We start from the raw sequence: 12,618 nt of genomic DNA on the forward strand, positions 1-12,618 counted from the left end.
TTACATCATACCCGGCATGCCACCCATACCACCGCCCATGCCGCCCATATCAGGCATTGCTGGTGCAGCGTCTTGTGGCGCATCTGTAACCATAGCTTCGGTAGTTAACATTAAACCGGCAACTGAAGCAGCAAATTGTAATGCACTTCTCGTTACTTTAGTTGGATCAAGAATACCCATTTCAATCATGTCACCGTAAGTACTGTTACCAGCATTGTAACCGTAGTTAGCTTCACCGTTACGTACTTCGTTTAATACTACTGAAGATTCGTCACCACAGTTTGATACGATTTGGCGCAAAGGCGCTTCCATAGCGCGAATAGCAACGTTAATACCGTGAGTTTGGTCTTCGTTAGCACCTTCAAGATCTTTAATCACTGTAGCAGCGCGAACTAATGCAACACCACCACCGGCAACTACACCTTCTTCAACAGCAGCACGTGTAGCATGTAATGCATCTTCAACACGGGCTTTTTTCTCTTTCATTTCAACTTCAGTTGCTGCGCCTACTTTGATAACTGCAACACCGCCAGCAAGTTTTGCTAAACGTTCTTGAAGTTTTTCTTTGTCGTAATCTGAAGAAGACTCTTCAATTTGACCACGAATTTGAGCAACACGTGCTTGAATGTCAGCTTCTTCACCAATACCATCGATAATCGTTGTATTATCTTTAGAGATAATTACGCGTTTCGCTTGACCTAAATCTTCTAATGTTGCTTTTTCAAGCTCCATGCCGATTTCTTCAGAAATCACTGTACCTGCTGTTAAGGTAGCAACATCTTGTAGCATGGCTTTACGACGATCACCAAAACCAGGAGCTTTAACTGCCGCAACTTTAACGATACCGCGCATGTTGTTTACTACTAATGTTGCTAACGCTTCACCTTCAACGTCTTCAGCAATAATTAATAATGGCTTACCTGCTTTCGCTACGCCTTCTAGCGTAGTAAGCAATTCACGAATATTTGAAACTTTTTTATCAACTAATAAAATGAACGGGCTTTCTAATTCAACCGTACCATTTTCTTGGTTGTTGATGAAATAAGGAGATAAGTAACCACGGTCAAATTGCATACCTTCAACAACGTCTAGCTCGTCGGTTAACGCTTGACCTTCTTCAACAGTGATAACACCTTCAGTGCCTACTTTGTCCATTGCTGTTGCAATGATTTGACCAACAGTTTCATCAGAGTTAGCTGAAATAGTACCTACTTGTTCAATCGCTTTATTGTCAGTAACTGGCGTTGATGTCTCTTTTAATACTTCAACTGCAGCGATAACCGCTTTGTCGATCCCACGCTTAAGATCCATTGGGTTCATACCCGCAGCAATTGATTTTAAGCCTTCGTTAACAATAGCTTGTGCTAACACTGTAGCTGTTGTCGTTCCGTCACCCGCTTCGTCATTGGCTTTAGAAGCAACTTCTTTCACCATTTGTGCGCCCATATTCTCAAACTTGTCTTCAAGTTCGATTTCTTTGGCAACAGAAACACCATCTTTAGTGATTGTTGGACCACCAAAAGATTTGTCTAATACTACGTTACGACCTTTAGGACCTAACGTTACTTTAACCGCGTCGGCTAATACATTAACGCCTTGTAGCATTTTTACACGAGCGTCATTTCCAAATAATACGTCTTTTGCAGCCATGTTATTTATTCCTATAATTTTGTTTGTTCAATAAAACAATTAATATTTAATTTATACTTTCAAGCAGAATTTTACTTAGGCTAATTCGCTCAAGAGCAAAGAAGAAGCACGGATCTGACGCTAGTCAGTGAGTACTTCTGTTGCCGCTATTGGGATGAAGTAGCGACATAAAAATATCTGTGACTATTCTACGATTGCCAAAATATCAGCTTCAGAAAGAATTAATACTTCCTCGCCATCAATTTTTTCAGTTTTAACTCCGTAGCCTTCAGAGAAAATAACTTGGTCGCCTACTTTTACATCTAATGCACGCACTTCACCATTTTCTAAAATACGACCATTGCCAACTGCCACAACTTCACCACGTGTTGACTTTTCTGCTGCGCTACCTGTTAGCACAATGCCACCTGCTGATTTTGATTCAACTTCTTTACGCTTTATGATTACACGATCATGTAATGGACGAATGCTCATTTACTTTCTCCTGAGAATTTTGAGTGTTTAACAAATTTGGTTATTTAAACCTAGTGAGTAACTTAATGGGGTTAAAATAAAACTTCACAAGTCTTTTAGTGAATTTTTTAACATTTCCCTGCTATGCAATTAATCTTTACGTTGAAAGTCTCCATCAATGGTTTCACCTTGGTGATGCTTTATAGTCTTATTTTCTGAAAATACCTCAGCATTGTCCGCCTCATTCTCGTATGTGTAGCCACGTGATTGAGTATAGGTAGAAGAGTGAAAATGTGCACTGGCACCAAAACCATTGACTTGGCTGGTTTTGATATGTTTTTGAACGGTACTTGCCAACGCTTTACGAACGCTGGGCACAAGTAATGACAACCCAATTATATCAGTTACAAAACCAGGAGTTACCAGTAATACTCCAGCAACTAATAGCATCATGCCGGTCACTATTTCATTTGAAGGCATTTCACCTTGCGCCATTTTAGTTTGCACAGACTGCATAGTTGCTAGACCTTGTTGGCGAACATATTTGGCGCCAAGCCAAGCGCTAAAAATAACAATAGCAACAGTAGGCCATGTACCAATGAGCTCTCCCACTTGTATTAGCACGGTAATTTCAATAATCGGAACAATAATAAATAGTGCAAATAATATGCGAAACATAAAGACTCCTATTTTCTTTGTAAGATATATTGGGCTGTTCGGGTCTTTTTCAAGCGTAGATTATTTTTACCGCAGTTATTACTGGTGTTGTTGAGTTTTTTTTAAGAGAATAAGGTTACCTTATAGTTACTCGAATCAACTATGGAATTTCAATTAGTATTAACCACTTGCCCAGATGAGCACAGTGCTAAAGAAATGGCTCAACTACTTGTATCTGAGCAATTAGCAGCCTGCGTAAATATTTTGCCTGAAATGACATCAATTTATCATTGGCAAGGTGAAATGCGATGCGGCACTGAAGTGCAGTTACTGATAAAAACATGCAGTGAAAAATTTACTCTATTAAACAGTCGTATTAATGAGCTACACCCTTATGAAGTAGCTGAAGTGATTGCCTTGAATATCCAGCAAGGCGATAGCCACTATTTAAACTGGATCCGTGAATATTTGAAGTAGTATTAATGAAAAAATCATCACCCATATTTTGGTTGCTTTTAAATAAACAGGCGAAGGTATTTTTTGCCATAATTTTCACAACAATTATCGCAATAACCAGCTTTCAGCCGCAGTTAAGTTATGCTCAACAATCCATTTTCGATACTTCAAGCGCGTCATTGTTTAGTAATGATGATGATTTTTTGAAAGTTGACCAAGCCTTTATTTTTAATTTCAATCAAGATAACAATCAGCTACACCTCACTTTTGATATTAGCGAAGGCTATTACCTTTATCGTCATCAATTTAAGTTTACCGGTGACAATGCACAATTTTCTGAAGTTGTTTTACCACAAGGCATAGATCACGAAGATGAGTTTTTTGGTGTACAACAAATTTTTACCGAGCAATTAAACCTAGTGGTTAATCTTGAAGCAGTTCAAGACAACGGCAGTATTACCATTCGTTACCAAGGTTGCGCTAAAAAAGGCTTGTGTTATCCGCCAACCAAGAAAGTGGTTTACTTAGATGAAGTGCTTGCCCAAAACGAACAGGGTAATTCACAAGCCGTTATATCCGCTTTAAAAACATCAGAAGAAAATACCGAAACACAACTCACTGCAGCACCGGCAAGTGAACAACACCAACTTGCTGACATGCTTAAACAAGAAAGCTTGTTATTAACCTTAGTCGCCTTTTTTGTTGGTGGCCTACTGCTTTCTTTCACACCCTGTGTTTTTCCAATGTATCCAATATTAACGGGTATTATTGTTGGCGCAGGTAAGCAGCACGATACACCGTTAACCACTAAAAAAGCCTTCACCTTGTCTTTCTTTTATGTGCAAGGTATGGCTGTAACCTATACGCTTTTGGGTATTGTTGTTGCGCTTGCAGGCGCGCAATTTCAAGCCATGTTTCAACACCCAATAGTCTTAATTGCATTGAGCGTGTTATTTATCTTTTTAGCCCTTTCGATGTTTGGCGTTTTCAATTTAGCACTACCTGCTAGCTGGCAAAATAAATTAAATAACTTAAGCAACCAACAAAAAGGCGGCTCTATTTTTGGTGTTATTATCATGGGTGTTATTTCAGGCTTAGTGGCTTCCCCTTGTACAACCGCTCCATTAACAGGTGCTTTACTTTATATATCGCAAACAGGTGACGTAACCTTAGGAGCTTCGGCACTCTATGCATTAAGTTTGGGTATGGGTTTACCTCTACTAATCTTAGGTAGCTCAGGTGGTAAATTATTACCTAAAGCGGGCGCTTGGATGAATATTATTAAAAATATTTTCGGCCTACTCTTATTAGCTGTACCAATATTTTTACTAGAGCGCTTTATTCCACCTATGGCTAGCCAATTATTATGGACCTTCTTACTGTTAGGTTCAGCAAGCTATTTTTATGTTGCTAACCAAAATTCAGCAGTAAATAAACCTCGAGGATTCGCTTATGGTTTACGCTCATTAGTCATTTTCTTAATGATGTTTGTTGGCGCCAATATGCTTTATCAACTTTTATTGCCAAGCCCTAACCAACTAGCACACAGCGACAATCAGCAAATTTCTATGCAGCATTTTACGCAAGTTGATTCTTTGGAAACGTTAGAAAGTGCTATAGCTGATGCAAATGCTCAGGGGAAAACAGTGATGTTAGATCTATACGCCGACTGGTGCATAGCCTGTAAAGAATTTGAGCAATACACATTCCCAGATCCAAAAGTGCAAGAAGCGCTTGCCAACTCAGTATTACTGCAAATAGATTTAACCGATACAGGAACAGAGACAAACGTCGCTATCATGGAAAGTTTTGATGTCTTTGGCTTACCATCAATTCTATTTTTTGATACCCAAGGTAAAGAACTTAGTCAGCAACGGGTAACTGGTTTTATGGGTGCAGATGAATTTAGCGAGCATATCAAAAGAATATTTTAACGGCTTTATATATCAGCTATAAGTGAATACACCTCGCCTAATAATTATCATTAGGTGAGGTGTAAGTTTGTTATGCCTTAGCAGCTTTTTTCTCTACGTGTGTCTTCCAAAAACCGTCTTGAATTTGGTTATCAATAAAGCGTAACAAATCAGCCTCTGGTACTGGTTTAGAAAAGTAATATCCCTGAATAATATCGCAATCGTTTTCAGTTAAACTACGTAATTGCGCCCCGGTTTCCACGCCTTCTGCAATAACCGTTAAACCTAAGTTCTTAACCATAGCAATAGTAGACATTATAATTTGATAATCGGCATGGTTTTCCAGCATGCCAAAGACAAAGCTTTTATCAATTTTAATGACATCGATAGGCATTTTTTTAATATAAGCTAAAGAAGAATAACCGGTACCGAAATCGTCAATAGCAAAACTAAAGCCTTTCACTTTAAGGTTATCCATCATCGCAATGGTATTGTCTATATCTTTAACTAAAGTTTGTTCAGTAAGCTCTAATTCAAACTGCTTCGCTGACAATGAGAATTTATCTAACAAACTCTGTAGATAATCAGGTAAGTTGATGTCAGAAAATTGTCCCGCAGACAAGTTAATGGCAATTTGTAAATCCTCTAAACCTCGATTTTTAAATGCCAAAGCCAATTCAAAACAACGGTTAATAATCCAATACCCTAACTCTATCATATGCTGAGAATTTTCAAGAATAGGAATAAAGTCTTCTGGTGAAATCATGCCACGCTCAGGGTGCTGCCAACGCAATAAAGCTTCAAATCCATATAGCTTTTTAGTTTTGGCGCATAACTGTGGCTGTAAACTCAAGCTAAATTGCTGCTTAGCAAGGGCTTGTCTAACCTCTCCTTCAAGCAATACTCGATGGGCAACGCGCTGATACATTTCTTGATGATAAACATGGTATTGAGCACCACCATTATCTTTAGCTTCATACATGGCTATATCAGCATGAGAGATTAAATCTTCGGCCTTTTCATTAACTGACTCAGTGTAAGCAATACCTATACTTGTAGAGACATAAAAGATACTTGAGCCTAACCTGATTGGTTCTTTAAACTGCATAAGCAGTTGCTCGGCAATATTTACCGCCTCGTCTACGGTGGATAAATAGCCTAAAATCAGCACAAATTCATCACCACCAAAGCGACAAGCCAAATCTATTTTACCGGCACTTAAGCGCACACGTTCCGCAGCTTGAATCAGTAATTTATCGCCCTCGCTATGACCATTACTGTCATTAACTTTTTTGAAATCATCCAAATCTAAAAATAATACGGCAACGCCATGGCCATAACGGCCAATGTTGGCAATTGACTTACGTAGCTGATAATTCAGCATATTTCTATTAGGCAGGCCGGTTAACAAGTCATACATCGCAATGTTTTCTAGCTCTTTGGTTTTCTGCTCAACTTCAATATTCAGTTGTTCTAATTCATAGCTGAGCTCTAATGCAGAGTCAGTTAATACATCTAATTCATCAGAAAATACAATAGGTCTTTTCAACTTCACTTGGCGAAACTGATCAAACTCTTTGTTTGCCAATAAAGGCAAGGCATTTGACAATCGTAATAAACGTTTAGTGAAAGGACTAGCTACAAAATAGACAAAAAAGCTTAAAACAATAAATAGGGCAGTAAGTGAAATTAAAAACTCTTGTCTATATTTAGTATTCTTTGTTTTGAAAGGGGTTACATCGTCAATTAAAGATAAATAGAATTCACGCTCATTACTTTCTGCTAAAGGTAATAAATTAATCAAATAGCTCTGCTCTTTTATATCTTTTTGTAAACCCTTTTCTAAAACACGACTTAAATCACTTTCTTGCTCTGCTTTCAATAAAGATTTTGCTAAGGGCATATTAGAGGCGGAAATAATTTCAGCCCCCTCGCCATTAGCTATCAAAGGAAAACTAACTATGGCAACATCACTATTGAGTGAGGTGTTAATGGCGTATAACATGTCAACCAATGAAGCACTCATGATAACAACAACAAATTGCCCGCTTTTATTAAGTAGCGGCAAACTAAGCAATAACTGGCAATGTTGTTGGCAATAAATTTGGTGTTGAGGCTGTTGGAACCTCAACACCTGTTCAACATTATTTTTCACGGTAAGTGGCACTTGAGAAGTTACAAAAAGTTGATTTCCTTGATCGTCAATTAACCATAAATTTTCAACATTCAAATGTAACTGCAAGCCATCAAATTGCTCTGCAAGCAGCTTTGAAAAGTCATCAAACTTATCTTGTTGGGACAATTGTGTTAATTCTGCGAAAGACTCTAACCAAACCGTTAACTTGGAACGTAAAATATCACTGTGAAGTTCAAATTGAGCTTGACCCTGATCTAAAGTATCTTGCTGATACTGTTTATATTCTTCTTGCAACCTAGACAATGACAACATTGAAAAACCAATGGCCAAAAATAGTAAGGTTGAAATAATAAGCGTCAACAGTTTAGCGGGCACACTAATAAATTTTTTAGTCATTAGTGTCTCCTAAAACCAATACATGAAATGCATTGCCCACAGATTCCAGTTTTCTCGATTATTTACTTGTGCATTTGGTAGAACAACCGGGTTAAGCCGCGCAGTACCTTCAATATAATGAAACTCAAATTGCAGTCGTAAATTATCCGCTAAATCATAAGACAACCCAAAAGTGGCATCATGTTGGTAGCCAAAGTAACTTGGTACTACCCCATTAGTATTATCCTCAAGATCATGACCGTTTTTATCATCTTTGTTGGCATAAAATCGCTCATACCTTGCCAATAACGTTAAATCTGCATTAACTTTGTACCGAGACTGAACATAAAGACCTTGCCCAATATTATCTTGATGAAAACCTTGATAATAAAAATCATTTAACACAAAACGTTCTTGCAAAATTTCTCCACTAAACTCCCATGATTCGCCTTCATAAAGCACATTAGCAATGACCCGCTGCAAGACAATATCTGAGTCAACGAACCTATCACCTTGTTGAGCAGCATGATACTCAAACTCGCTGTCTAATAGCGCCAAGCCAAATCGCCATGGTGACAAAAATGGCTGCCAATATAAGCTAGCTTGTATATCATGAGTATGTTTCATATCACCTAACGCAAGATCACTCATAATAGTTTTTGTTTGTTCATCGGAAATAGGCGATGAACCCGTACTAATATTAAAATCAAAGTCACCTAAATCATCAGAGCTATAACTGACTTTAACCGCGCCGCCATCAGCACCCACAGAAATATCACGAAAACCATCAAAATAAACAGATTGCGGCAAGATAATACTTGGACGAGTAAAGGGAACATCACGCGTACTTGAATATAACCAATGGTAATTTTTATACCGGCCTAGGTATAAATTGACTTGCCAGTTCTGACTGCTATATGCCGACCAATCAATCAGCGCATAATCAACTCTAACCCCATCGTTATAACGGTTACCACCATCAAGGTAAACAACTTGCCCTGCAAGTCTTACTGTAGGCGTTAACGTATATGAAGCATTCAAACCCAATTCGGTTAACTCCGCTGACAATGCACCATCATCATTAACAAAATTACTGCCATTAACATCAATAATTCCTTGAGCAGCAAAACCATGAACTTGAAAGTCTTCTCCATAAGACACATTAGTCACTAACAAACTAGCACACAGCATAGGTAGCAATACTAAAATACGCATGATGACGCGATGAACGTTACTTTTTAATATTGATGACATTTACTGCTCCTTTGTCGACAGTTGTTTCGGTGTAACCTATTGAACCAGGAGTTTTCATCACGGCCTCCATAAGCGCAGCCGGTGTATTCACAAGAATAGGTGCTACACCAAGGCCAGAATAAGTTAACTTATTCCAAATTCGCTCTAGTTGGTAAGGAAAAATATGCAAACGTTCTTTACTAAAACGTTGATGTATTGGGTGCTGTTTAGGTAAAACAAACACAACAATATGATGGCCGTTAGGCCATTGAGTTTGTCGCATTGTATAAATACGACGCAATTGAGATAGTGTGATGTTGGTCTCACTTACTGATGGATGAGCAATAACATCAACAGCATTAACTGTTGAGCTAAAAAAACCAAAGAGAATAAGTAAGCACAATAAATAAAGTGTTTTGATAATACAGTCCTTGCTACACCAATTATTAAGTGGGGGAATTTAATAGGCTTGGCGTTAGCTACAAGAAAAACTCAAACAAATAAATTATAGCTTATTGAAAATGTTATACAAAGATTACATTTTGCAACAAGGTACCAGAATATAGTCCTGAGTTACAACCCTTAGTTACTAACTAAAGTTAAATACAAGCAAATACTATAAAAGCACCTAAAAACACAAACTAACCAATTGAAAACAAACAAAAAATGCTTAACACCCTACTTAATCTGATAAATATAATCCTTTTAAAAACAATGATTTATTAAATTGTTAACACTTTGTAAAGTGTAGTCGATAATTAAAAAATTGCCACTTTTGGTAACAACCAAGAGATTAGACCAGTATTTTGCTGCTATATTCATCGAAATACCCCATAATGTCGCTAATATGAAAAAAAATACTTTTTTTGTTCACAGGGTTGTGATTTTATGCAATTATCAACATCAAATTTATTTTAAAGGCGTTTTTACCGAAGATGACTGCAAAATTCAAAATTTTAGTGCTAAATGGCCCTAATTTAAATATGTTAGGTAAACGTGAGCCTGAAATTTATGGTGCTCAAACTTTAACGGAAATAATTACCAACCTAACAACACAAGCTGAATCTAAGCATGTATTGCTAACTCATTTACAATCAAATGCTGAATTCGAAATTATTGAAAAAATACATCAAGCTTTCCAAGAGGTTGACTTTATAATTATCAATCCAGCTGCTTTTACTCACACCAGTGTTGCCATCAGAGATGCTTTATTGTCAGTAGCAATCCCTTTTATCGAAGTACATTTATCTAATGTGCATGCTCGTGAACAATTTAGACAACATTCGTATTTATCAGATGTGGCTACGGGTGTTATTTGTGGGCTAGGCGCCAAAGGCTATGAGTATGCGCTTGACTCAGCTATAACGTATTTAACACAGAAAAAGTAATACCATAACTGTAGGTAAAGCTCATGTTCATTGCATGGTTTCACATACAGTTATCTAACAAATATTAACAGTTAATGGCTTGTCATTAGCTTACTATTAATTTAAGAAAAACGAACAAAAAGGTATCACAATGGATATTCGCAAAATTAAAAAACTTATTGAATTAGTTGAAGAATCGGGAATCAACGAATTAGAAATTTCTGAAGGAGAAGAATCTGTACGTATAAGCCGTGGCGGCTCGATTGTTGCCCCTGCACCTGTAGTACAAGCAGCTCCGATTGCAGCAGCTGCTCCAGCGCCAGTAAGTGTTGCGCCTGCTGCTGAAGCTAGCGCTCCAGCATTATCGGGACACATTGTACGTTCACCTATGGTAGGTACTTTCTATGCGTCAGCTTCACCTGATGCACCAGCCTTTGTTGAAGTAGGCCAACATGTAAACGCCGGTGATACTTTATGTATTGTTGAAGCAATGAAAATGATGAACCAAATTGAAGCTGATAAATCAGGTGTAATCAAAGAAATTCTAGCGAAAAACGAAGATGCTATTGAATTCGATCAACCGCTATTCATCATTGAATAAGCCCAACCTAAAAGGGTCATTCCATGTTAGATAAAGTTGTTATCGCCAACCGTGGCGAAATTGCATTAAGAATTTTACGCGCTTGTAAAGAGCTTGGTATTAAAACCGTAGCTGTACATTCAACCGCTGACAAAAACTTAAAACACGTACTATTAGCTGATGAAACCATATGTATTGGTAAAGCTCCAGCACCTGATAGCTACCTTAATATTCCTATGATAATTACTGCTGCTGAAGTAACAAACGCAGTTGCGATTCACCCAGGCTATGGCTTTTTAGCTGAAAACGCTGATTTTGCTGAGCAAGTAGAAAAATCAGGGTTTGCCTTTATCGGGCCAAAAGCTGAAAGTATTCGCATCATGGGTGATAAAGTAGCTGCTATTCAAGCAATGAAAGCTGCAGGAGTTCCTTGTGTTCCAGGTTCAGACGGGCCATTAACTGACGATGAAGAAGTTAATAAAGCACATGCAAAGCGCATCGGCTATCCAGTTATAGTTAAAGCCGCTGGTGGCGGTGGTGGTCGTGGCATGCGTGTTGTACGTACTGAAGAAGAGCTGATTGAGTCAATTGCACTCACAAAAAGAGAAGCCGGCACTATTTTCAAAAACGACATGGTTTACATGGAGAAATTCCTTGAAAACCCACGTCACGTTGAAATTCAAGTTATTGCAGATGGGCAAGGTGGTGCTATTCATTTAGGTGAACGAGACTGTTCAATGCAACGTCGCCACCAAAAAGTTGTAGAAGAAGCACCAGCACCAGGTATTACTGAAAAAATGCGCGCTAAAATTGGCGAGCGTTGTTGTAACGCCTGTATCGAAATTAATTACCGTGGTGCTGGTACGTTTGAGTTCTTATATGAAAACGGCGAGTTTTATTTCATCGAGATGAATACTCGTATTCAAGTAGAGCATCCCGTTACTGAAATGATCACCGGTGTGGATTTGATCAAAGAACAACTTCGTATTGCAGCTGGCCAACCGTTATCTTATACCCAAGAAGATATTAAAATTTCAGGTCACTCTATTGAATGTCGAATTAATGCTGAAGATCCACGTACGTTTATTCCTTCACCGGGTAAAATTACTCGCTTCCATCCTCCGGGTGGTTTAGGAGTTCGTTGGGACTCTCATATTTATGCTGACTATTCTGTGCCACCACATTATGACTCCATGATTGGTAAATTAATCACTTGGGGTGATAACCGTGATGTGGCGATTGCACGTATGCGTAATGCACTATCTGAATTAGTTATTGACGGCATAAAAACCAATATTACTTTGCATCAAGATATTTTAAATGATCAAGGTTTTGTAAATGGTGGCGCAAATATCCACTATTTAGAAAAGAAATTAGCTGAATCTGAATAGAATTTAGCTTGTTAATTTCATGAAAAAAGCTCTGCACTCGCAGAGCTTTTTTGTTTCCAAGTTATTTATTATACAATAGCCTGGAATAAACGAACGAGATTAAGCATGACAGAGCAATTAACTAAACCTTTGCCACCTGCAGACGACGACTGTTGCGGTGGTGGTGCGTGTAACCCATGTGTTTGGGATCATTATTACACTGAACTACAAAAGTGGCGAATTGAACAAGCTAAATTAAAAGAACAACAAGCTCAAATCGCTCAGGAATAACTCTTTACTTGGTAATTTGACAATCATTAACCCTCTGTACAAAAAATAACAAAGCTTGACACATACAAACAGTATTCTGATGGCATCTTGATATTATTAAATCATCAAAAATTTATATTTATATTCGAGGTGCAAG

Annotated in this window: 12 protein-coding genes; 6 read left to right on the top strand and 6 right to left on the bottom strand. The window is 38.0% G+C overall.

The genetic code is table 11. The features are described from left to right. The 3 genes from groL to AC27GZ_RS13440 all read right to left on the bottom strand — a co-directional run bounded on the left by groL (position 1) and on the right by AC27GZ_RS13440 (position 2,781). Positions 1 to 1,650, bottom strand: coding sequence for a chaperonin GroEL (gene groL, locus AC27GZ_RS13430; RefSeq protein WP_487095736.1), 1,650 nt, complete (start codon positions 1,648 to 1,650; stop codon positions 1 to 3). 183 nt (positions 1,651 to 1,833) lie between these two features. Next, positions 1,834 to 2,124, bottom strand: a complete 291-nt coding sequence (locus AC27GZ_RS13435) for a co-chaperone GroES (RefSeq protein WP_487095738.1) — start codon at positions 2,122 to 2,124, stop codon at positions 1,834 to 1,836. Between the two features lie 129 nt (positions 2,125 to 2,253). After that, on the bottom strand, positions 2,254 to 2,781 hold the full coding sequence (locus tag AC27GZ_RS13440) for an FxsA family protein (RefSeq protein WP_487095739.1): 528 nt from the start codon (positions 2,779 to 2,781) through the stop codon (positions 2,254 to 2,256). Between the two features lie 141 nt (positions 2,782 to 2,922). Here AC27GZ_RS13440 and cutA point away from each other — a divergent pair, with 141 nt between their 5' ends. Next, a complete protein-coding gene (cutA, locus tag AC27GZ_RS13445) occupies positions 2,923 to 3,237 on the top strand; it encodes a divalent-cation tolerance protein CutA (protein WP_487095741.1) in 315 nt (104 codons plus the stop codon). A gap of 5 nt (positions 3,238 to 3,242) precedes the next feature. Next, the gene (locus tag AC27GZ_RS13450; protein WP_487095743.1) at positions 3,243 to 5,150 is read left to right on the top strand and encodes a protein-disulfide reductase DsbD; all 1,908 of its coding nucleotides are present in this window, start codon (positions 3,243 to 3,245) and stop codon (positions 5,148 to 5,150) included. Between the two features lie 70 nt (positions 5,151 to 5,220). Here the strand turns inward: AC27GZ_RS13450 and AC27GZ_RS13455 are convergent, their stop codons facing one another. The 3 genes from AC27GZ_RS13455 to AC27GZ_RS13465 are packed head-to-tail and all read right to left on the bottom strand — an operon-like array spanning position 5,221 to position 9,277. Then, positions 5,221 to 7,662, bottom strand: a complete 2,442-nt coding sequence (locus AC27GZ_RS13455) for a putative bifunctional diguanylate cyclase/phosphodiesterase (protein WP_487095745.1) — start codon at positions 7,660 to 7,662, stop codon at positions 5,221 to 5,223. A gap of 9 nt (positions 7,663 to 7,671) precedes the next feature. Continuing rightward, the gene (locus AC27GZ_RS13460) at positions 7,672 to 8,895 is read right to left on the bottom strand and encodes a hypothetical protein (RefSeq protein WP_487095747.1); all 1,224 of its coding nucleotides are present in this window, start codon (positions 8,893 to 8,895) and stop codon (positions 7,672 to 7,674) included. Continuing rightward, positions 8,873 to 9,277, bottom strand: a complete 405-nt coding sequence (locus AC27GZ_RS13465) for a type 2 periplasmic-binding domain-containing protein (protein ID WP_487095748.1) — start codon at positions 9,275 to 9,277, stop codon at positions 8,873 to 8,875. The genes AC27GZ_RS13460 and AC27GZ_RS13465 overlap by 23 nt, the downstream gene beginning before the upstream one ends. A 532-nt stretch (positions 9,278 to 9,809) precedes the next feature. On the opposite strand from AC27GZ_RS13465, the gene aroQ reads away from it, so the two are divergent. From aroQ to AC27GZ_RS13485, 4 genes are all read left to right on the top strand, one after another. Further along, positions 9,810 to 10,262 carry a type II 3-dehydroquinate dehydratase gene (gene aroQ / locus AC27GZ_RS13470; RefSeq protein WP_487095749.1) on the top strand — a complete coding sequence of 151 codons (453 nt, stop codon included), beginning with the start codon at positions 9,810 to 9,812 and terminating at the stop codon, positions 10,260 to 10,262. A 130-nt stretch (positions 10,263 to 10,392) separates the two neighbouring features. Continuing rightward, on the top strand, positions 10,393 to 10,842 hold the full coding sequence (gene accB, locus AC27GZ_RS13475) for an acetyl-CoA carboxylase biotin carboxyl carrier protein (RefSeq protein WP_487095751.1): 450 nt from the start codon (positions 10,393 to 10,395) through the stop codon (positions 10,840 to 10,842). A 23-nt stretch (positions 10,843 to 10,865) separates the two neighbouring features. Continuing rightward, positions 10,866 to 12,212: an acetyl-CoA carboxylase biotin carboxylase subunit gene (gene accC, locus AC27GZ_RS13480; protein WP_487095752.1), complete on the top strand. Its 1,347-nt coding sequence runs from the start codon at positions 10,866 to 10,868 to the stop codon at positions 12,210 to 12,212. Between the two features lie 105 nt (positions 12,213 to 12,317). After that, positions 12,318 to 12,482 (top strand): oxidoreductase-like domain-containing protein, encoded by a 165-nt coding sequence (locus tag AC27GZ_RS13485; protein ID WP_487095753.1) that lies wholly within the window; start codon positions 12,318 to 12,320, stop codon positions 12,480 to 12,482. The last annotated feature ends 136 nt before the right edge of the window (positions 12,483 to 12,618 follow it).

It is taken from the genome of Colwellia sp. SU-HH00943 (assembly GCF_057546125.1).